The organism is Micromonospora sp. NPDC049257, from assembly GCF_040678915.1.
In the GTDB taxonomy this organism is placed as follows: Bacteria; Actinomycetota; Actinomycetes; order Mycobacteriales; family Micromonosporaceae; genus Micromonospora; species Micromonospora antibiotica.
The window spans coordinates 41,198-62,057 of sequence record NZ_JBFAQU010000018.1; the positions used below are offsets into that span (position 1 = coordinate 41,198).

At 71.2% G+C, this 20,860-nt stretch carries 14 protein-coding genes and 2 tRNA genes; 12 read left to right on the forward strand and 4 right to left on the reverse strand.

What is annotated here, in order from left to right; genetic code table 11:
* Positions 1–44: 44 nt before the first annotated feature.
* From AB0K25_RS23275 to AB0K25_RS23295, 5 genes are all read left to right on the forward strand, one after another.
* A complete protein-coding gene (locus AB0K25_RS23275) occupies positions 45–1,487 on the forward strand; it encodes a nucleotide pyrophosphatase/phosphodiesterase family protein (protein ID WP_363822626.1) in 1,443 nt (480 codons plus the stop codon).
* A complete protein-coding gene (locus AB0K25_RS23280) occupies positions 1,484–2,551 on the forward strand; it encodes a polyprenyl synthetase family protein (protein WP_208568837.1) in 1,068 nt (355 codons plus the stop codon). Before AB0K25_RS23275 ends, AB0K25_RS23280 begins: the two co-directional genes overlap by 4 nt.
* Positions 2,552–3,113: 562 nt before the next feature.
* Positions 3,114–5,975, forward strand: a complete 2,862-nt coding sequence (locus tag AB0K25_RS23285; RefSeq protein WP_363822629.1) for a carbohydrate-binding protein — start codon at positions 3,114–3,116, stop codon at positions 5,973–5,975.
* A gap of 60 nt (positions 5,976–6,035) precedes the next feature.
* Positions 6,036–7,748 carry a ThuA domain-containing protein gene (locus AB0K25_RS23290; RefSeq protein WP_219464219.1) on the forward strand — a complete coding sequence of 571 codons (1,713 nt, stop codon included), beginning with the start codon at positions 6,036–6,038 and terminating at the stop codon, positions 7,746–7,748.
* Positions 7,749–8,153: 405 nt separating this feature from the next.
* Positions 8,154–9,164 carry a sugar phosphate isomerase/epimerase family protein gene (locus AB0K25_RS23295; protein WP_208568840.1) on the forward strand — a complete coding sequence of 337 codons (1,011 nt, stop codon included), beginning with the start codon at positions 8,154–8,156 and terminating at the stop codon, positions 9,162–9,164.
* Positions 9,165–9,219: 55 nt separating this feature from the next.
* On the opposite strand, the gene AB0K25_RS23300 is transcribed toward AB0K25_RS23295, so the two are convergent.
* Positions 9,220–9,603 (reverse strand): hypothetical protein, encoded by a 384-nt coding sequence (locus AB0K25_RS23300; protein WP_219464218.1) that lies wholly within the window; start codon positions 9,601–9,603, stop codon positions 9,220–9,222.
* Between the two features lie 292 nt (positions 9,604–9,895).
* Between AB0K25_RS23300 and AB0K25_RS23305 the strand changes: the two genes are divergently transcribed.
* The 6 genes from AB0K25_RS23305 to AB0K25_RS23330 all read left to right on the forward strand — a co-directional run bounded on the left by AB0K25_RS23305 (position 9,896) and on the right by AB0K25_RS23330 (position 14,882).
* A tRNA-Asn gene (locus tag AB0K25_RS23305) sits at positions 9,896–9,968 on the forward strand.
* Positions 9,969–10,529: 561 nt separating this feature from the next.
* On the forward strand, positions 10,530–12,656 hold the full coding sequence (locus AB0K25_RS23310) for an MMPL family transporter (protein ID WP_357535609.1): 2,127 nt from the start codon (positions 10,530–10,532) through the stop codon (positions 12,654–12,656).
* Positions 12,646–13,887, forward strand: a complete 1,242-nt coding sequence (locus tag AB0K25_RS23315) for an NAD(P)/FAD-dependent oxidoreductase (RefSeq protein ID WP_219464216.1) — start codon at positions 12,646–12,648, stop codon at positions 13,885–13,887. The genes AB0K25_RS23310 and AB0K25_RS23315 overlap by 11 nt, the downstream gene beginning before the upstream one ends.
* A gap of 155 nt (positions 13,888–14,042) precedes the next feature.
* A tRNA-Ile gene (locus tag AB0K25_RS23320) sits at positions 14,043–14,116 on the forward strand.
* A gap of 113 nt (positions 14,117–14,229) precedes the next feature.
* Positions 14,230–14,484 (forward strand): hypothetical protein, encoded by a 255-nt coding sequence (locus AB0K25_RS23325; protein WP_092381133.1) that lies wholly within the window; start codon positions 14,230–14,232, stop codon positions 14,482–14,484.
* Positions 14,466–14,882, forward strand: a complete 417-nt coding sequence (locus AB0K25_RS23330; protein ID WP_219464215.1) for a type II toxin-antitoxin system VapC family toxin — start codon at positions 14,466–14,468, stop codon at positions 14,880–14,882. The genes AB0K25_RS23325 and AB0K25_RS23330 overlap by 19 nt, the downstream gene beginning before the upstream one ends.
* A gap of 173 nt (positions 14,883–15,055) precedes the next feature.
* Here the strand turns inward: AB0K25_RS23330 and AB0K25_RS23335 are convergent, their stop codons facing one another.
* Positions 15,056–15,943, reverse strand: coding sequence for an SRPBCC domain-containing protein (locus AB0K25_RS23335; protein ID WP_363822702.1), 888 nt, complete (start codon positions 15,941–15,943; stop codon positions 15,056–15,058).
* Between the two features lie 140 nt (positions 15,944–16,083).
* On the opposite strand from AB0K25_RS23335, the gene rox reads away from it, so the two are divergent.
* On the forward strand, positions 16,084–17,526 hold the full coding sequence (rox, locus tag AB0K25_RS23340; protein WP_357535606.1) for a rifampin monooxygenase: 1,443 nt from the start codon (positions 16,084–16,086) through the stop codon (positions 17,524–17,526).
* On the opposite strand, the gene AB0K25_RS23345 is transcribed toward rox, so the two are convergent.
* On the reverse strand, positions 17,514–19,124 hold the full coding sequence (locus AB0K25_RS23345) for a DHA2 family efflux MFS transporter permease subunit (protein ID WP_219464212.1): 1,611 nt from the start codon (positions 19,122–19,124) through the stop codon (positions 17,514–17,516). The two genes, rox and AB0K25_RS23345, sit on opposite strands and share 13 nt — an antisense overlap.
* A 269-nt stretch (positions 19,125–19,393) precedes the next feature.
* Entirely contained in the window at positions 19,394–20,407 is a 1,014-nt protein-coding gene (locus tag AB0K25_RS23350; protein ID WP_219464211.1) for a class I SAM-dependent methyltransferase, read from the reverse strand.
* Positions 20,408–20,860: the final 453 nt, after the last annotated feature.

The following is a 20,860-nucleotide window of genomic DNA, read 5'->3' on the forward strand; positions in this document are numbered from 1 at the left end:
ACCGTGCGGTGCCACCGCCGTGCCGGGCGCAGCGGGATGTCGGCATGAGCCGCCGGCTGATGGTGCTGGACGTGGTCGGGCTGACCCCCCGGCTGCTGGCCCACATGCCCCGGTTGCGTGCCGTCGCCGAGCAGGGGTTCTCCGCCGAACTGGGTACCGTGCTGCCGGCGGTCACCTGCTCGGCGCAGGCCACCCTGCTGACCGGTGAGCAGCCGTCCGGGCACGGCATCGTCGGCAACGGCTGGTACTTCCGTGACCTCGGTGAGGTGCTGCTGTGGCGGCAGCACCACGCGCTGGTCGGCGGGGAGAAGGTGTGGCAGGCGGCCCGCCGGGTCGAGCCCGGCTACACGGTGGCCAACGTCTGCTGGTGGTACGCGATGGGCGCGGACGTCGACTGGACGGTCACCCCCCGCCCGATCTACTACGCCGACGGGCGCAAGGAACCGGACTGCTGGACCGACCCGCCGGAGCTGCACGACACGCTCACCGCCGCGCTGGGCACCTTCCCGCTGTTCACCTACTGGGGGCCGGGGGCGGGGCTGCCCTCGTCCCGCTGGATCTGTCAGGCGGCTGAGCGGATCCTCGCCGACCAGGCCCCCGACCTGACCCTGGTCTACGTCCCGCACCTCGACTACGACCTGCAACGCTTCGGGCCGTCCTCGCCGCGGGCCGCCGCCGCGGCGGCGGAGCTGGACGCGGTGCTCGCGCCGCTGCTGGACGCCGCACGGGCCGCCGACGCGACGGTGGTGGCACTGTCGGAGTACGGCATCACCGACGTCTCCCGCCCGGTGGACGTCAACCGGCTGCTGCGCGCCGAGGGGCTGCTGCGGGTCTACACCCAGGACGGCATGGAGTACCTGGACCCGTGGACGTCCCGGGCGTTCGCCGTCGCCGACCACCAGATAGCCCACGTCTACGTGAAGGACCCGGCGGACGTGGCGGCGGTGGCGAAGCTCTGCGCCGGGCTGCCCGGGGTGGCCGAGGTGCTCGACGCCGAGGGCAAGGCGGCGGCCGGTCTGGACCACGAGCGGGCCGGTGAACTGGTGCTGGTGGCCGAGCCGGACTCCTGGTTCACCTACTACTACTGGCTCGACGACGCCCGTGCCCCGGATTTCGCCCGGAACGTGGAGATCCACCGCAAGCCCGGGTACGACCCGGCGGAGCTGTTCTTCGACCCGGCCGCGCCGGGTGCGGCGAAGCGGCGGGCGGGGGTGGCGCTGGCCCGCAAGAAGCTCGGCATGCGTTACCTGATGAGCGTGGTGGGTCTGGACGCGGGGGCGCGGGCGGTCCGGGGTTCGCACGGCCGGTTGCCGGCCGACCCGGCGGACGGCCCGGTGCTGCTCTGTTCCGACCCGTCGCTGGCCCGGGACTCCTTCGCCGCGACGGAGGTCAAGGCGCTGCTGCTGGACCTCGCCGGGCTGGGAGCGGGTGCCGACGGGGCGTCGACGGCCCCGACCGGCCCGCCGGGCACGGGGGACCGGCGGTGACCCTCACCGCCGCCCCGACCGACGCCAGTGAGCTGCGGACCCGCTTCGACGCCGAGCTGGTGGCCTTTCTCGACCGGCAGGGCCCGGACTGGCCGGACGGTGCCCCACGGGGCATCTTCACCGCCCTGCACCGGTTCGTGCTGGCCGGCGGGAAGCGGCTGCGTCCGCTGTTCTGCTACTGGGGTTGGCGGGGTGCCGGGGGAGCGGACGACCGCCCGATCGTGGTGGCCGCGGCGGCGTTGGAGCTGTTCCACGCGTTCGCGCTGATCCACGACGACATCCTCGACGGCAGTGACCACCGTCGGGGTGCGCCGTCGGTGCACCGGGTCTTCGCCGAGCTGCACACCCGTTCGGCGTGGCGGGGCGACCCGGAGACCTACGGCCGCAACACCGCCCTGCTCTGCGGGGACCTCTGCGCGGCCTGGTCGGATCAGATGTTCCACGAGTGCGGGATGACCTCCGCGCAGATCTGGCAGGGGTACCGGGTCTTCGCCCGGATGCGTACCGAGGTGATCGCGGGGGAGTACCTGGATCTGGTCTCCGGGGTCGGGGACGGCTCGGTGGCCAGCGCGCTCACCGTGATCCGGATGAAGGCGGCCCGCTACACGGTGACCCGGCCGTTGCAGATCGGTGCGGCGTTGGCCGGGGCCCCGGCGGAGCTGGTCGCCGCGCTCGTCGACTTCGGTGACCCGCTGGGGGACGCCTTCCAGCTCCGCGACGACGTGCTGGGTGTCTTCGGTGATCCGGCGGTGACCGGGAAGTCGATCCTGGACGACCTGCGGGAGGGTAAGCCGACGGTGATGATGGCGATGGCCCGCGACGCCGCCGACCGGGCGCAGGCCGCCCGGCTGCGGGAGTTGTTCGGCAACCCTGAGCTGGACGCGGCGGGGGCCGCCGACCTGCGGGCCATCATCGAGGCGACCGGCGCGCGGGAGAAGATCGAGCGGCTGATCCGGGTCCGGGCCGACGCCGCCCGGGTCGCGCTGGCCCAGGTGCCGCTGGCGGAGCCGGCCCGTGCCGCCCTGGCGGGCCTGGCCGACCAGGCCGTGCACCGGCAGCACTGAGCCGGGCCGCTCCGACGGTCCGGGCTGTGGGTCCGGCGCGGTGGGCGGTGCTCCGACCGGCAGCCGCCCGGTCTTTCATCAGATGAATGTGGATTCCCGTACGGCCGGGTCGTCCCCGACTGCCGGCCGGTGCCGCCGGGCTGCGGCAGGTCGGGGCTACCCGGGGTGGAACTGCTCGTCACCGTTCGGTGACCCACGGGTCGACCGGCCCGCCGCTGCTCGGCGCGGGACAGGGGATGCCCGACCGGTGGACGGGCTTCATCTGATGAAAACCCACACCGGTGGGCAGAGGGTATGGACATTGACATAGGTCACCATTAATGTTTGTGGCATCACGGGCATGTTTCGTCAAGGTGAACCGGCGGCGCGGTAACCCCTCGACGAGCGACCTTCCGCCGGCGGTTCGCGCCCCGGCCGAGGGTTCTGACCGGCCGACCGGGGCACCCCCGGCCGCCCGGCCTGCCCTGCCACACCCCACCACTCCACCCCACCACCCCGGCATCCGGCGCGGCGGCACGCGTCCCGCCCTGGCCGTGATCCGTCAGGAAGGGACAGCCCTCCAATGTCCACAAAGGACTACACCGGTCACCGTTCCCGACGGTGGCTACCCTCCGCAGCAGCACTGCTGCTGGCCGTCACCGCCGGTACGGTCGCCGCCACCACCGGCCCGGCCGCCCCGGCCGCCGCGCACACCATCAACGCCAGCGACTTCCAGCAGGTCGAGCTGGCCCGGGGCGTCAACGAGATGGGCGAGCCCATGTCGCTGGCCGTGCTGCCGGACCGGTCCGTGCTGCACACCGCCCGCAACGGCACCGTGCGGCGCACCGACTCCGCCGGCGTGACCCGGGTGATCGGCACCATCCCCGTCTACACCCACGACGAGGAGGGGTTGCAGAGCCTCGGGGTCGACCCGAACTTCGCCACCAACCGGTTCATCTACCTCTACTACGCGCCGCCGCTGTCCACCCCCGGCGGCGACGCGCCCGCCACCGGCAGCAACTGGTCCGCCTGGCAGGGCGTCAACCGGCTCTCCCGGTTCACCCTCAACAGCGACTTCACCATCAACCAGACCAGCAAGGTCGACGTGCTGGACGTGGCGACCGACCGGGGCATCTGCTGCCACGTCGGCAGCGACATGGACTTCGACGCCGCCGGGAACCTCTACCTGTCCACCGGCGACGACAGCAACCCCTTCGACTCCGCCGGCTACTCGCCGCTGGACGAGCGGACCAACCGCAACCCGGCGTACGACTCCCAGCGCGGTGCCGGCAACACCAACGACCTGCGGGGCAAGCTCCTGCGGATCAAGATGAACGCCGACGGGACGTACTCGATCCCGAGTGGGAACCTGTTCCCCCCGGGCACCGCGAAGACCCGCCCCGAGATCTACGCGATGGGCTTCCGCAACCCGTTCCGGATCAGCGTCGACAAGGCCACCGGCGTCGTCTACGTCGGCGACTACGGGCCGGACGCCGGCAGCACCAACGCCAACCGGGGCCCCTCCGGCCAGGTCGAGTTCAACCGGGTCACCGGCCCGGGCAACTACGGCTGGCCGTACTGCACCGGCACCAACACCACGTCCGAGACGTACAACGAGTGGAACTTCGCCACCAACTCCACCGGCCCCAAGTACAACTGCACCGGCGGGCCGACCAACAACTCGTTCCGCAACACGGGCCTGACCACCCTCCCGCCGGCCAAGCCCTCCTGGATCCGGTACGGCGGCGACGCCGGCAGCCCGGCCGCGTTCGGCGGCGGCTCCGAATCCCCGGCGGCCGGCCCGGTCTACCGGTACGACCCGAACAACCCCTCGGCGACGAAGTTCCCGCAGACCTTCGACGGGCAGTTCTTCGCCACCGAGTTCGGCCGGGGCTGGGTCAAGCCGATCCACGTCAACTCCGACGGGTCGCCCGGCACCATCGACAGCTTCCCCTGGGTGGGCAAGCAGGTGATGGACTCCGCGTTCGGCCCCGACGGGGCGTACTACCTGCTCGACTACGGCACCGGCTACTACAACGGTGACGCCAACTCGGCCCTGTACCGCTTCGACTACGTCGGCGTCGGCAACCGGGCGCCGGCCGCCCGGGCGAGCGCCGACCGGACCTCCGGACCCGCGCCGCTGACCGTGAACTTCTCCTCGGCCGGTTCCGCCGACCCCGAGGGCGGGGCGTTGACCTACTCGTGGGCGTTCGGTGACGGCACCACCTCCACGGCGGCCAACCCGACGAAGACGTACACCGCGGACGGCTCGTACACCGCGACGCTCACCGTGCGGGACCCGCAGGGGGCGACCGGCACGAACAGCGTGACGGTCAGCGTCGGCAACACCGCCCCGACGGTCACCATCAACGGCCCGGTCGACGGCTCGCTGTTCTCCTTCGGTGACACGGTGCCGTTCAGCATCACCGTCACCGACCCCGAGGACGGCACGGTCGACTGCACCAAGGTCAAGATGACCTACGTGCTCGGCCACGACCAGCACGGTCACCAGATCTCCTCGGTCGACGGCTGCTCCGGCACGATCACCATCCCGGTCGACGGCGAGCACGACGACGCGGCGAACATCTTCGCGATCTTCGACGCCGAGTACACCGACGCCGGTGGGCTCACCACGCACACCCAGCACACCCTCCAGCCCCGGCACCGGCAGGCCGAGCACTTCAAGACCTCGTCCGGCGTCGCCACCTTCGACAAGACCCCCGCCGAGGGCGGCAAGACCGTCGGCAACATCGAGAACGGGGACTGGATCGGGTTCTCCCCGTACCAGATCGGCAACGTCACCTCGTTCACCGCCCGGGTCTCCTCGGCCGGTGCCGGCGGCACCCTCCAGATCCGCGCCGGCTCGGCCACCGGCACCGTGCTCGGGCAGGCCACCGTGCCGGTCACCGGCGGCTGGGACACCTTCACCACGGTCACCGGCACGGTGTCCGGCGCACCCACCGGCACCACCACGCTCTACCTGACCTTCGCCGGTGGCACCGGGCTGCTCTACGACCTGGACGCGTTCACCCTCAACACCGGCACCGTCCCGCCGCCGACCAACGGCACCGGGCCGATCAAGGGCCTGGGCGGCAAGTGCCTGGACGTGCGTAACGCGGCCACCGCCGACGGCACCCAGGTGCAGATCTTCACCTGCAACGGTGGGGCCGGGCAGACCTGGACGGTCACCCCGAACGGCCCGATCAAGGCGCTGGGCAAGTGCCTGGACGTCAACGGCGGCGGCACCGCCAACGGCACCAAGATCCAGCTGTGGACCTGCACCGGCGGCAGCCCGCAGGTCTGGTCGGCGCAGACCGACGGGACCCTGCGCAACCCCGCCTCGGGCAAGTGCCTGGACGTCTCCGGCAACACCTCGGCCGACAGCACCGTGGTCCTGCTGTGGACCTGTAGCGCCGCCGCAAACCAGAAGTGGACCCTGCCCTGACCTGACGGGCGCGGGACCGGCAGTGTCCGGTCCCGCGCCCCCGGCGTACTGGAGCACGACATGAGACTTTTCCGGCCCATCCTCGGCGCGGCCACCGCCGTCCTCGCCGCCCTCGCCTGCACCGCCCCGGCCACCCCCGCGTCGGCCGCCGACGTCGCCTACGACGTGCTGGTCTTCTCCAAGACCGCCGGCTTCCGGCACGACTCCATCGCGGTCGGCACCCAGGCCATCCGTGACCTGGGCGCGGCCAACAACTTCACCGTCACCGCCACCGAGGACGGTGGCCAGTTCACCAGCGCCAACCTCGCCCGGTTCGAGGCGGTGATCTTCCTCAACACCACAGGCGACGTGCTCAACGCCAGCCAGCAGAGCGCCTTCGAGTCGTACATCGCCGCCGGTGGCGGGTACATGGGCGTGCACTCCGCCGCCGACACCGAGTACGACTGGCCGTTCTACGGCAACCTGGTCGGGGCGTGGTTCGCCTCCCACCCGGCCATCCAGCAGGCCACCGTACGGGTGGAGGACCGCGCGCACGCGGCCACCGCCCACCTCGGCCCGACCTGGCAGCGCACCGACGAGTGGTACAACTTCCGCACCAACGCCCGCTCCACCGCGCACGTGCTGGCCAACCTCGACGAGTCGTCGTACTCGGGGGGTGGGATGGGGGCCGACCACCCGCACGTGTGGTGCAAGACGTACAACGGCGGCCGGTCGTTCTACACCGGCGCCGGGCACAACCAGTCGGCGTACTCCGAGCCGGCGTTCCGGGCCCACCTGCTCGGCGGCATCCGGTACGCGGCCGGCCGGACGAAGGCCGACTGCCGGCCCGAGACCGGTTACACCGCCCTCTACAACGGCTCCACCAACGGCTGGTCGCAGGCCGGGCCGGGCAGCTTCACCAACTCCAACGCCACCCTCAGCTCCGTCGGCGGGCTGGGCATGCTCTGGTACAGCGCGAAGCAGTTCACCAACTACTCGCTCAAGCTGGACTGGAAGGTGGACGGGGACGACAACTCCGGCGTCCTGATCGGTTTCCCGCCGTCGAGCGACCCGAACTCGGCGATGGACAACGGCTACGAGGTGCAGATCGACGCCACCGACACCGTCGACCGGACCACCGGCTCGGTCTACTCGTTCCAGGCCGCCGACCAGGCAGCCCGGGACGCGGCGCTGAACCCGCCGGGGGAGTGGAACACCTACGAGCTGCTGGTCGAGGGGGAGCGGCTCCAGGTCTTCCTCAACGGAGCGAAGATCAACGACTTCACCAACACCAACCCGGTGCGCTCGCTCGCCGGCCACATCGGCATCCAGAACCACGGCACCGGTGACGACGCCTCGTTCCGCAACATCCGGATCAAGGAGCTGGGCGGCACCACGCCGACCAACGGCACCGGCCCGATCAAGGGCCTGGGCGGCAAGTGCCTGGACGTGCGCAACGGCGCCACCGCCGACGGCACCCAGATCCAGATCTTCACCTGCAACGGCAGCGCCCGCCAGACCTGGACGGTGACCCCGAACGGCCCGATCAAGGCGCTGGGCAAGTGCCTGGACGTCTCGGGCGGCGGCACCGCCAACGGCACGAAGATCCAGCTCTGGACCTGCACCGGTGGCAGCCCGCAGGTCTGGTCGTCGCAGTCCGACGGCACCCTGCGTAACCCCGCCTCGGGCAAGTGCCTGGACGTCTCCGGCAACAACTCCGCCGACAACACCGTGGTCCTGCTCTGGACGTGCAGTTCCTCCGCCCCCAACCAGAAGTGGACCCTCCCCCAGTAACCCCACCCACCCACTCCGCCCCCGGCTCCCGTCCGTGGGTTCGCATCGGTGATCAAGAGGTTTGCGTCACGCGGGTCGCCCGTCGTGACGCAAACCTCTTGATCGTCGTGGGCGAGTGGGCGAGTGGGCGAGTGGGCGAGTGGGCGAGTGGGCGGGCTGAGGCGGGTGGGGGAGCGGGGGCTGGTGGGTGGGGGAGAGGGGTTTCGTGGGGGGTGGGGTGGGCTTAGAGTGGTGGGCGGCGACCTGCGGGTGGCCGGTGACCCGACGGGAGGCGCAACCCGTTGGGCCCAGGTGCACGTGCACCCACCGGTGATCCGGCACGGCCGCCGACGTACCGGCCCGGCCCGGTCACCCTCGCCCCGGTCCCGCCCAGGAATCCCCACCACAACAGGGGAGAGACAGACGATGGCGCGACCGATCACGCTCTTCACCGGCCAGTGGGCCGACCTGCCGTTCGAGGAGGTATGTCGGCTCGCCTCCGAATGGGGCTACGACGGACTGGAGATCGCCTGCTGGGGCGACCACTTCGAGGTCGACAAGGCGCTCGCCGACGACTCGTACGTCGAGCGCAAGCGGGAGACGCTGGCCAAGCACAACCTGAAGGTCTTCACGATCTCCAACCACCTGGTGGGCCAGGCCGTCTGCGACCACCCGATCGACGAGCGGCACCAGGACATCCTGCCCGCCCGGATCTGGGGCGACGGTGAACCCGAGGGGGTACGCCAGCGGGCCGCCGAGGAGATCAAGGACACCGCCCGCGCGGCGGCGAAGCTCGGGGTGGACACGGTGGTCGGCTTCACCGGATCGTCCATCTGGCACACCCTGGCGATGTTCCCGCCGGTGCCGCCGGCCATGATCGAACGCGGCTACCAGGACTTCGCCGACCGTTGGAACCCGATCCTCGACGTCTTCGACGAGGTGGGGGTGCGGTTCGCCCACGAGGTGCACCCCAGCGAGATCGCGTACGACTACTACACCACCAAGCGGACCCTGGAGGCGATCGACCACCGGCCCGCGTTCGGCCTCAACTGGGACCCGTCGCACTTCGTGTGGCAGGAGCTGGACCCGGTGAACTTCATCTTCGACTTCGCCGACCGGATCTACCACGTCGACTGCAAAGACGCGAAGGTACGCACCGGGGACGGTCGGCGGGGCCGGCTCGCCTCCCACCTGCCCTGGGCCGACCTGCGGCGCGGCTGGGACTTCGTCTCCACCGGCCACGGTGACGTCCCCTGGGAGGACTGCTTCCGGGCGTTGAACGCGATCGGCTACACCGGGCCGATCTCCGTGGAGTGGGAGGACGCCGGGATGGACCGGCTGGTCGGTGCGCCGGAGGCGCTGGAGTTCGTCCGCCGGCTCGCCTTCGACGCCCCGACGGCGGCGTTCGACGCGGCGTTCAGCAGCGGCAAGGACTGAGACGTACTTCGGGCCGGTCGCCACGTGGCGACCGGCCCGAACGACGTACGGACGATCAGAGGGTGCTGCCGTTGGTGCCGGTGCCCGGCGCCTTGGGCTTCGGGGTGGTCACCGACGAGCTGGTCGGGCTGACGCCCGACTTGGCGCCGACGGTGGCGGGGGCGCCCGCGAAGGCGTCGTCCGCCGGGGTCAGCTCCGGCTTGCCACCGTTGCCGGTGTGCAGCTTCTCGCCGAGCTTGGACTGGCCGAGCTTGTCCTTGCCCTCGCTGTAGAGGCGGTTGGCCTGGGCCTGCGCGACCCCGGCCGCCTCCTGGACGGTCGGGTGGTCGAGCACCTTGCGGCCCCGCACCACCAGCTCCTCGTACTTCTCCCGGCCGGCACGGGCGCCCAGGACGAAGCCCGCAGCCAGCCCGCCAAGAAACATGATCTTTCCGCGCATGGCGGCTCCTTCCGTACCTGACGCTCCCGTCGTTCCCGCCCGGTGGTGCCGGTCGGGAACGACCATCGTCGCGCCCCACAATTTCTCGGTCGACAGCTAACTACCCATCCTGCTCCGCAGTCATACCTGCTTGGGTGGGGATGGCGATTTGTCCTTATTGTTGGAGCTGATCGTCCCACCCCGTGGCGACGCGGTCGAAAGCGGCAACCCCCTGGACCGAACCCCCCCGAAGTCCTGTACTCTTGTGCCGTCGCCGAGCGCCGGAGAGATCCGGTTCACTGCGACACGGCAGTCCCCCGTAGCTCAATTGGCAGAGCAGCCGGCTGTTAACCGGCAGGTTTTTGGTTCGAGTCCAAACGGGGGAGCACAATCCCCACCACGAGCCCGTCGGCACCTGCCGACGGGCTTTTCCCTGCGCCCGCCCCCGCCGCCGCGACCCGCGCGCGGTCATCGCCACACCCGCGCCACCGCTACCCGCCCCGCTCTTCCGCTCTGCTGTTTTCGCCCACCGCTCTGCTGCCCCCCTGCCCGCGTCACCGCTGCCCGCGCCGCTCTGCTGCCCGCGCCGCTCTGCTGCCCGCGTCGCCGCTACCCGCCCCGCTCTGCTGCCCGCCCCGCTTCCGTTCGCCTCGCTCGGTGTCCGGCTGCTGTCGCCGGTGCCGCCGGGTCCGTCCGTGGAGATTTGTTGTCGCCGGGGCAGCAAGAAGTCTCCACGATCCTCGGGTGCGGAGGGTGGGTGCGCCGGTCGGGGGCGGTGAGGGGGCCGGGAGTACGACTCGGGGCGGCGCCGGCAGGTGGCGTGAGGGCTGACGCGAGGTGGATGGGCGGTTTCGGCCCCGGGCGGCGTATTCGGACGGCAGGATGACAACTGTCGACCTAGACTCCTGTTGCGTCGATTGTTGCGTCGATTGAGGGGTGGACCGGGGATGGCCGGTGGGCGGAGCCGGGGCGCGGCCACGCTGATCGCCGTGGCGGTCGTGCTGGCGTGGCTGGTCGTCGGTGGGATCGCCGGGCCGTACGCGGGAAAGTTGGGCGACGTCGCGACCAACGACAACGCCTCCTTCCTGCCTGCCGACGCCGAGGCGACCCGGGCGCAGGACCTGGCCGCCGGTTTCGTCGCGGAGCCGACCACCCCCGCCCTGGTGGTCTATGCCCGAAGCACCGGCATCACCCCCGCCGACACCCGGCGGGCGGTCGCCGACAGTGCCCGGTTCGCCCAGGTCGACGGGGTCGTCGGGCCGCTGCCCCCACCGATCGCCAGCCAGGACGGGCAGGCCCTGCAGGTGGTGGTGCCGATCGACGACTCCGAGGGGGAGCGGATCGGCCAGGTGGTCGACGAACTGCGGAGCATCGCGGGGGGCGACCGCGACGGGCTCACCGTGGACGTCGCCGGCCCGGCCGGTCTGCTCGCCGACCTGATCGAGGTCTTCTCCGCCATCGACGGGCCACTGCTGCTGGTCACCCTGGTGGTGGTGCTGATCATCCTGCTGATCGTCTACCGCAGCCCGGTGCTCTGGGTCTTTCCGCTGCTGGCGGCAGGGATGTCGTACGCGTTGGCGTCGGTCTTCGTCTACTCCCTGGCCAAGAACGACGTGATCAAGCTGAACGGGCAGGCCCAGGGCATCCTCACCGTGCTCGTCTTCGGCGCCGGCACCGACTACGCATTGCTGCTGATCGCCCGTTACCGGGAGGAGCTGCACCGGCACGAGCGCCCCTGGGACGCCATGCGCGCCGCCTGGCGGGGTGCCGCCCCGGCCATCGCCGCCTCCGGCGCGACCGTCATCGTCAGTCTGCTCTGCCTGCTGTTGTCCAGCCTGAACTCCAACCGGGCGCTCGGCCCGGTCGCCGCCATCGGTATCGCCGCCACCCTGCTGGTGATGCTGACGTTCCTGCCCGCCCTGCTGGTGCTCGGCGGCCGGCGGGCGTTCTGGCCGCGTACCCCCAGGGTGGACCGGGCGGACCCACAGGCCGAACACGGGCTGTGGGCCCGGATCGCCGGCTTCGTCGCCCGGCGGGCCCGGGTGGTCTGGCTGACCACCGCCGTGGTGCTGGCCCTGCTCACCCTCGGCCTCACCCAGCTCGGTGCGACCACCCTCGGTCAGTCGGAGCTGTTCACCGACCGCACCGACTCGGTCGCCGGGCAGGAGGTGATCGCCCGGCACTACCCGGCCGGCACCGGCAGCCCGGCGACCATCTTCACCCGCCAGCAGAGCGCCGGGCAGGTCGCCCAGGTCGCGCAGGGCGTGCCCGGGGTGGCCGCCGTCCGCCCGGTGACCCGGCGTGACCAGACCGGTCCGCCGGACCCGGACGCCCCGCCCCTGGTCGTCGACGGGCGGGTGCAGCTGGAGGCGACCCTCACCGACCCGCCGGACAGCGATGCGGCCGAGCGGACCATCCGCGACCTGCGTGAGGCGGTGCACCGGGTGCCGGCCGCCGACGCCGTCGTCGGTGGGTTCACCGCGATCGACGTGGACACCTCCGACGCGTCCACCCGGGACCGCAACGTCATCATCCCGGTCGTCCTGGCGGTGATCGCGGTCATCCTGGCGCTGCTGCTGCGGGCCCTGGTCGCGCCGGTGCTGCTGATCGCGACGGTGGTGCTGTCGTTCCTGGCCACCCTCGGCCTCTGCGCGGTGATCTTCCGCTACCTGCTGGACTTTCCCGGCGTCGACGCGTCGTTCCCGCTGTTCGCCTTCGTCTTCCTGGTCGCCCTGGGCATCGACTACAACATCTTCCTGATGAGCCGCGTCCGCGAGGAGTCGGTCCGTCGGGGCACCCGGGCGGGGGTGCTGGCCGGGCTGACCGTCACCGGCGGGGTGATCACCTCCGCCGGCATCGTGCTCGCCGCCACCTTCTCCGCGCTGGCCGTACTCCCGTTGGTGGTACTGGTCGAATTGGGTGTGGCGGTGGCCGTAGGGGTACTGCTGGACACCATCGTGGTCCGCTCGCTGCTGGTGCCCGCACTGTCGTACGACATCGGGCCGAAGGTGTGGTGGCCGAGCCGGCTGTCCCGGTCGGCGCGCAACGACACGGAGGTGCAACGTGCCCGCTGAGACGGACGTGGTGATCGTCGGCGGTGGACTCGCCGGGCTGGCGGTCGCCCGCCGGCTGCACCGGGCCGGGGTGCCCTGGCGGCTGCTGGAGGCCGGCGACCGGATCGGCGGCCGGGTCGCCACCGACACCGTCGACGGCTACCTGCTCGACCGGGGCTTCCAGGTGCTCAACACCGCGTACCCGAGGCTCGGCACCCTGCTCGACCTGGGCACCCTCGACCTCGGGTGGTTCACCTCCGGGGTGCTGGTTCGCCGCGGCGACCGGCTCGACCGGCTGGTCCACCCGCTGCGCGAACCCGGCGGCGCACCCGCCACCGCGCTCGCCGGCATCGGTTCGCTGGCCGACCGGCTGCGCTTCGCCGCCCTCGCCACCGGTTGCGCCACCCTGCCGGCGCACCGGCTGCTGACCGCGCCGGAGACCACCAGCGAGGCGGCGCTGCGCCGGGCCGGCCTGTCCGACACCATCATCGAGGAGCTCATCCGGCCGTTCCTGTCCGGCGTGCTCATCGACCGGGAACTGGAAACCTCCAGCCGCGTGCTGGCGATGATCCTGCGGTCCTTCGTCCGGGGCCGCATCGGCCTGCCCGCCCGGGGGATGGCCGCGCTGCCGCAGGCCGTGGCCGCCCCGCTGCCCGCCGACCTGATCACCTGCGACACCCCGGTCACCTCGGTCGCCCCCGGCCGGGTCCGCACCCCGGACGGTGAGATCGCCTGCCGCGCCGTCGTGGTCGCCGCCGACCCGCCGGCCGCGACCACGCTGCTGCCCACCCTGCCCCGGGTACGCACCCACAGCTACACCACCTACTACCACAGCGCCCCCGAGGCGCCGCTCGACGAACCGATCCTGCTCGTCGACGGCGACCGGCGGGAACTCGTCGCCAACACGGTGGTGGTCAGCCGGGCCGTCCCGTCGTACGCCCCGGCCGGGCGGCACCTCGTGGCGACCTCCGTGGTCGGCCCCGACGCCCCGCCCGAGCCGACGGTCCGGGCCGAACTGGACCGGCTCTACGGATGCTCCACAGCGGACTGGGACCACCTGACCACCGTGTCGGTGCCGCACGCCCTGCCCGCCGCACCCCCGCCGCAGGGACGGCTGCGTAAGCCGGTGGCGCTCGGCGGAGGGATCTTCGTGGCCGGTGACCATCGGGACAGTCCGTCCATCCAGGGTGCTCTGGCCAGCGGCTGGCGTACGGCCGGGGCGGTGCTCACGGAACTGCGCGCGGCGGGCTGATCCGCAGGCTCGCGCAACACCGGTTCGGGTGCGTCCGGATCGACTGCTGACTGTTATTCTCGCGTTGCCCATCGTACCGGGCGGTGACTTCTCGTCCTACCGGTTCGGGTGCTGGCAGGTGGTCTGGCGGGCAGGTTACGATCCGGCGCGGTATCGGGGCGGTAGCTCAGCGGGTTAGAGCAGGGGACTCATAATCCCTCGGTCGCGGGTTCGAGCCCCGCCCGCCCCACGGACTTCTCTGACCTGCGGTTCTTGGCCATGTCGCAGTCGTCATGCGAACCGGTTGATCGAAGTTTCGAGCCTTTCCTGGCGAGCGGGTGATGATGCATGCATAATGAATGCATGGTTGCTCTCCAGATTCGGGACGTGCCGGAAGAAGTACGAGACGCCCTGGCGGCACAGGCCAAGGCGCGCGGGCAGTCACTCCAGGCGTACCTGCTGGATCTGGTGGAAACGCAGGCCCGGCGGCTGCGCAACACCGCAGCCCTTGATCGCTTCGCCGGCCGATCGGACGGTGCTCGCTCCCTACCGGGGGAGAGCGCGGCCGAGTTGAATGACCAGCGGGAGCAGCGCGGACCATGGGGAAGCGCGGCATGATCGTCGTGGATGCGTCGGTTCTGGCCGATGCCCTGGTCGACGACGGGCCGGTCGGCGACGCGGCGCGGGCGGAGCTGACCGGAGATCCGCACTGGGCCGCACCGAGCCATCTTCTGGTTGAGGTCATGTCGGTGATCAGAGGCAAGGTTCTCGGTGGGAAGCTGGGCCTTGCCCGGGCTCAGGAGGCGATCGACACCCTGCCCTCGTTGGTCATCGATGAGGTTGCCATCGCTGTGCTGCTCGACCGGATGTGGCAGTTGCGGGGCAATGTCACGGCGTACGACGCGGCTTACGTCGCGGCGGCGGAGCTGGTGGCCTGCCCACTCGTGACCGGTGATGGTCGGCTCGCCAAGGCCAGCGGCGTCCGCTGCGAGTTCCGATTGCTCGCGGTGTCCTGACGGTGGCCGCCCGAGGATCATCGGCCTGACGCCCTTGGGTCGGCAAACCTGAGTGGAAGCGGGTCACCGGCGATCGTGGCGGTGTGGTTCGCATGGTGGTACCTCCGGCCCACCAGCGCAGACATGGTCAGTCGGTGCTCTGCCGGTGCCCGCGTACCCGGGGTTGTCCAGGTTCATCCGTTACGGGCGGCAGGGTCGGCGTCGGGGCGCGTCGAGTCGGTCCGTTCTGTGCCGTCGTGGCCGTTCTGCTGGGCGGCGGGCATCTCCCAGGGCGCCTGGGGCAGCACGCGGCCGGTTTCGAGCAGTGACTTCAGGTTGGCCATGACCGCGGGCCAGCCGGCGGAGACGGCCTCGAAGTCGTCGTCGGACGGCAGGTTTACGTGCGTGACGGTCAGTCGGACGATGTCCCGGTGCGGTTCGATGAGGAAGGTGACCGTGGAGGCGTCCGGCCCGGCTTCGGCGTCGACGTCGCCGAAGGTCATCACCAGCCGGGTCGGCGGGGTCGCTTCGAGGATCGTGCCGCCGCCGTCGGCGATGCCCGAGCCGTCGGTGCGTTGGTGTTCCCACCGGGAGCCGGGCCGCCAGTCGGAGACGTTGCGGTGGCCCCAGTAGGTGCCGGTCAGGTCCGCATCGGTCAACGCCTCCCAGACCCGTTCCGGGGTGGCGTGGATGTAGGTCACGTAAACGAACGTGGGCCTGGCGACGTTCATCTGCGGCTCCTCTGCCTGCCGGCGGATCCCGTCGAGCACCCGCAGCCGAGGTTCCTCGAAGGCGGCGATCCAGCGTTGCGGCAATTCGTGGATGGGGACGGGGTTGAGATAGTGCCACTTCTCCCGGCCTCGCCGGACGGCGTTGACCAGGTTGGCCTCCTGCAACACGCCGATGTGCTGCGTCACCGACTGCCGGGTCATGGCCAGCTGGGCACAGAGTTGGCCCAGGGTCTGACCGTCTTCCCGGCGAAGGCTGTCGAGCAGGCGGCGGCGGGTCGGGTCGGCGAAGGCCGGGAGCGGGCAAAAGCAAAGGCAGGGAGTAGACGCCTCCCTGCCACTTCTAACGTATATCGCACCCTGGGGCTTGTGGCAAGACCCCGGTGCTGGTGCAGAATCTCCACTCGACGCCAGAACCTGGCGAAATCTGTGATTCGCGAAGCATGTGCTGGTATCGACGCAGCGGGCGGCGCGAACAACCGAACGGGGATTCCATGATCGACGTCATCGTCGTGGGCGGCGGACCGACCGGCCTGATGCTGGCCACGGAGCTGCGGCTGCACGACGTACGGGTGGTGGTGCTGGAGCGCGACGCCGAACCGACAAGCGTGGTGCGCTCGCTCGGCATGCACGTACGCAGCATCGAGGTCCTCGACCAGCGGGGCCTGCTGGAGCGGTTCCTCGCCCACGGCAAACAGTTCCAGGTCGGCGGCTACTTCGCCGGCATCGCCAAGGAGTGGCCGTCGCGGATGGACACCGCGCACGGATACATCCTCGGCATCCCGCAGCCGGTCACCGAGCGGCTGCTGACCGAGCACGCCACCGGGGTCGGCGTCGAGATCCGGCGGGGCACCGAACTGGTCGGGCTGAGCCAGGACGCCGACGCGGTGACCGCCGAGCTGGCCGACGGCACCCGCCTGCGTACCCGCTATCTCGTCGGCTGCGACGGCGGTCGCAGCACCGTTCGCAAGCTGCTGGGTGTCGGCTTTCCCGGTGAGCCCACCCGGAACGAGACGCTGCTGGGCGTGATGGAGCTGACCGCGCCGCACGACGAGGTCGTCGCGGTGATGACCCGGGTACGCAGGACGCAGCTGCGGTTCGGGGTCGGCCCGGTCGGGGACGGCGAGGGGCTGTACCGCGTCGTCGTACCCGCCGCAGGGGTGAGCGAGGACCGGGCGGTCCCCCCGACCATCGAGGACTTCCGGCAGCAGTTGCAGGCGACCGCCGGCACCGACTTCGGGGTGCACTCGCCCCGCTGGCTGTCCCGCTTCGGCGACGCCACCCGGCTGGCCGACCGGTACCGGGTCGACCGGGTGCTGCTGGCCGGCGACGCGGCGCACGTGCACCCGCCGCTGGGCGGACAGGGGCTCAACCTCGGTATCCAGGACGCGTTCAACCTGGGCTGGAAGCTGGCCGCACAGGTCGCCGGCTGGGCACCCGACGCGCTGCTGGACACGTACCAGGCCGAGCGCCGGCCGGTGGCGGCGGACGTGCTGGACAACACCCGCGCGCAGACCGAGCTGATGGCGCTGGAGGCGGGCCCGCAGGCGGTGCGGAAGCTGGTGGCGGAGCTGATGGACTTCGAGGAGGTCAACCGGTACCTGATCGAGAAGATCACCGCGATCTCGGTCCGGTACGACCTCGGTGCGGGCCACGACCTGCTCGGCCGGCGGCTGCGCGACGTGGGGCTGAAGCGGGGACGCCTCTACGGGCTGATGCACCAGGGGCGGGGGCTGCTGCTGGATCAGACCGGCGGGCTCTCGGTGGCGGGCTGGGCGGACCGGGTCGACCGGGTCGACGACGTCAGCGAGGAACTGGACGTGCCCGCGCTGCTGCTGCGCCCGGACGGACACGTGGCGTGGGTCGGCGACGACCAGCAGGAACTGCGTGCCGAACTGGCCCGGTGGTTCGGGTCCGCCACCGCTCACGCATCGTGAGTCGGCTCGGTGTGGGTGAAGAACTGCACCACCACGAAGCCGAGCACCAACGCGGCGGCCGGCAGGAAGATGCTCGTGCCCATCGCCTCGGCGAATGATCCGCGCAGCACCTCGGGCAGCGGCCCGGTGGACTGGGCGGCGGCCCCCGCCGACACCGTGCCGCCGGACTGCCCGAACCTGCTCTCGACCTGGTGCTGCATGAGTACGCCGACGGCGGCGCTGCCCAACACGGCACCGACCTGACGGGTGGTGTTGTAGACACCGGAACCGGCGCCGGCCAGCCGCAGCGGAATGTTGCGGTTGGCCGTCGCCGTCAGCGGCCCCCAGATGAACGCGTTGCCGACACCGACCAGGGCGAGCGGTGCCAGGACGGTGCCCACCCGGGTGTCGTCCCCGGTCACCAGACCCAGCCAGAAGAGGGCGCCGGCGTTGGTGGCGAAACCGAACCCGGTCAGGTAGCGGGGGTGCACCCGGTCGGCCAGCTTGCCCGCCGGCAGCGCCAGCGCCCCGGCGAGGACGGCCAGGGGGATCAGGAGCGCCGCCGACCCGGTGGGGCTCAGGCCCATCGACTTCTGCGCGAACAGCATCAGCGGGACGGCCATGCCGGTGATCGAGAAACCCATGCAGGCGACGGCGACGTTGGACAGGGCGAAGTTGCGGTCCCGGAACAGCGCCAGCGTCATCAGCGGGTGGGCCGCCCGGGTCTGCCACCACACGAACAGCAGCAGGGTGGCGACGCCGGTGCCGATCAGGCTCCACACCGTGATGGGCACCGGACCCACCTCACGCACGAGCCCCCAGTCGTACCGTTGCCCCTGCTGGAGCCCGAACGCCACCAGGAACAGCCCGACCCCGCTCAACGCGATGCCCGGGTGGTCGACCCGCTGCCGGTGGGCCGGCAGCGTCGGCACCAGCACCGTCGCGGCGACGAAGGCGGCCACGCCCAGCGGAAGGTTGATGAAGAACACCCACTGCCAGCCGAGCCCGTCGACGAGGAGGCCACCCGCCAACGGCCCGACCAGGATCGCCACCCCCGCCACCGAACCCCACACCGCCATGGCGGTGCCGCGCTGCTGCCGGGGGAAGGTGCGGGTGATCACGGCCATCGTCTGCGGCGCCATCAGCGCCGCGCCGAGGCCCTGGACCACCCGCGCGGCGATCAACACCTCCGCGGTGGGTGACAGCCCGCACCACACCGAGGCGGCGGTGAACAGCAGCAGACCGAGCAGGTACGGGCGCTTGGGGCCGAACATGTCACCGAGTTGGCCGGCCAGCAGCAGCGGCACCACGTAGGCCAGCAGGTAGCCGCTGGTGACCCAGACGACCGCGTTGAGGTCGGTCTTGAGGTCCACCCAGATGGCGTCGGCGGCCACCGAGACGATGGTGGAGTCCAGCAGGATCATGAAGATGCCCGCCAGCATCGCCCACAGCGCCGGCCAGGGGCGGTAGCCGGGGGGCAGCCCCGACGTGTCGTCCGGCGTGGGCGTCGGCCCGGTGGTCGGCCCGGGGTCGGCTGCCCGGTCGGGTTGCCGGCCGACCGGTGCCCCGCCGGCGACGTCCGGCCGCGCCTGCCGTCCGGCTACCTGATCGTGGTCCATGTGGGCCTCCAGTGGTGACTGTCATCGCTGCCGGGAGGTCGGCTGCCGCGGCCGGGCCCGACGACGGCAACCGCCGGGCCGCCGGTTGCCGCCGGCCGACGGTCGGCCGGAGCCGCCCGGGCCGGCCGTTCCCGCAGCACGTGGGGGCCGGCCCGGCCGGTCGCCCCCGCCGCACGGCACGTCCGCCACCGCAGGCTCCCACAGCAGGTGGCCCCGCGACCACGACCACGACGCCGTGTGTCGGTGCGGGCCGGTGCGGTCGGTCATGGCTAGCTGACCAGTGGCTCGGGCTCACCCGAGTGCCGCGCGACCGGGGCCAACTGCGCCGGACCACCCGCGTACGGGAGCAGGCACGGGTTGCCGCCGGGCAGGTCGCGGACTGCCCGGCCGGCGGGCTGCCGGGTGTTCTCCCGCCCCGGCAGGACCGGGGCCGTCGGCTGCCCCTGCACGGTGACCTCGGTGATCTCGTAGAACCAGTGGATGGTGTCGCCCTTCGTCACGTAGCTGGCGGCGTACTCCTGCCGCCCTTTCTCGAACTGGGCCAGCAGCGAGTTCTTCACCTGCAACCACTCGTCGGTGTAGAACAGCAGCGGGATCTCGATGCGTTCGAGCAGCCGGGACCGGATGACGCTGCCGTCCTGGGGTGGATGCGTCGACCGGGAACGGGTGAAGATGTCGGCGATGCCGATCAGCGAGTTCAGCCCGATGATGGCGCGTCCGTTCGCGGTCAGGTGGTCGGGCAGTTGTTGCAGAAAGCGCAGCAGGACGCTGTCGCCGTAGAACATCGCCTCCAGGCCGAGCGAATGGTGCTTCTCGTCGAGTTCCGCGATGAGATTGTCCGACGGGGTGCGCCAGCCGGGCGGGTTGAAGACGATGAGGTCGAACAGGGCCGGCTCCCCGTCCACGGCGGGCGGAAAGAGGTCGCTGTGCCAGAAGTCGATGGTCGGGACACCGAAATTGGCGAGTTCGTTCTGTCGGGCGGTGGCGACGGCGGAGGCGGAGATGTCGGTGGCGGTGACCGAGGTGGCGCCCAGGTGGCGTAGCAGCAGCGCGATCGCGCCACTTCCGGTGCCGATCTCCAGGATGCGGCCGGTGATGTCCCGTCCGCGCAGGCTGCGGACCAGGTAGTCGCCGAGGGCGATACCGGCGCGGCTGACGTGGAAGGTCCCCGGTCGGTCGAACAGGCGGAAGTGGTGCCCGCACCCGAACTCGGCCTCGTAGGTGTCACCGTCGGGGCCGCCCACCGGGGGGACGTCGGTGCCGGTGGGCGGTACCTCAGCCATCGGACCCACCGGGGCGTGCGCCGCCCTGCGAGACTCCGTCGATGGACGCGGTCACGCCGAGGGATCCTCGGACGGTCATCCGTCCCGTGGGGCCAGCACTGACGATGAACAGACACCCGGCATTGGTCATGGCCATTTCCCCGATGTGTGTGGCGATCCTGGTGCGACTGCCGGGCCGAGGTGCGCGGTCTGTGGTTCAGCGGATCGCGCCCGTGGACCGATGGTGACTCGACCGGTGGGCAATAGGATTTGCGACGAGCCGTACCCCCCGGTCACGGCAACGAACGGTGTCACATAGACATTCATGATCACAAGCATATGAATGTCTGCAATTATTGCCCCCAATGACGTGATGTCGGGCGGGCAGGTGTGGGGTCGCCGTCCGCGACCGTCTCGTCCGACGGCGGCGCGGCCGGCACCGGTAACGTGATCACCTCGGTGAACCGCTGCTCG

What these genes read in the sequence shown, in the direction of transcription:
- AB0K25_RS23275 (WP_363822626.1), top strand. Translation starts at nt 45, where the DNA reads ATGAGCCGCCGGCTGATGGTGCTGGACGTGGTCGGGCTGACCCCCCGG.
- AB0K25_RS23285 (WP_363822629.1), top strand. Translation starts at nt 3,114, where the DNA reads ATGTCCACAAAGGACTACACCGGTCACCGTTCCCGACGGTGGCTACCC.
- AB0K25_RS23290 (WP_219464219.1), top strand. Translation starts at nt 6,036, where the DNA reads ATGAGACTTTTCCGGCCCATCCTCGGCGCGGCCACCGCCGTCCTCGCC.
- AB0K25_RS23295 (WP_208568840.1), top strand. Translation starts at nt 8,154, where the DNA reads ATGGCGCGACCGATCACGCTCTTCACCGGCCAGTGGGCCGACCTGCCG.
- AB0K25_RS23300 (WP_219464218.1), bottom strand. Translation starts at nt 9,603, where the DNA reads ATGCGCGGAAAGATCATGTTTCTTGGCGGGCTGGCTGCGGGCTTCGTC.
- AB0K25_RS23310 (WP_357535609.1), top strand. Translation starts at nt 10,530, where the DNA reads ATGGCCGGTGGGCGGAGCCGGGGCGCGGCCACGCTGATCGCCGTGGCG.
- AB0K25_RS23325 (WP_092381133.1), top strand. Translation starts at nt 14,230, where the DNA reads ATGGTTGCTCTCCAGATTCGGGACGTGCCGGAAGAAGTACGAGACGCC.
- AB0K25_RS23330 (WP_219464215.1), top strand. Translation starts at nt 14,466, where the DNA reads ATGGGGAAGCGCGGCATGATCGTCGTGGATGCGTCGGTTCTGGCCGAT.
- rox (WP_357535606.1), top strand. Translation starts at nt 16,084, where the DNA reads ATGATCGACGTCATCGTCGTGGGCGGCGGACCGACCGGCCTGATGCTG.
- AB0K25_RS23345 (WP_219464212.1), bottom strand. Translation starts at nt 19,124, where the DNA reads ATGGACCACGATCAGGTAGCCGGACGGCAGGCGCGGCCGGACGTCGCC.
- AB0K25_RS23350 (WP_219464211.1), bottom strand. Translation starts at nt 20,407, where the DNA reads ATGGCTGAGGTACCGCCCACCGGCACCGACGTCCCCCCGGTGGGCGGC.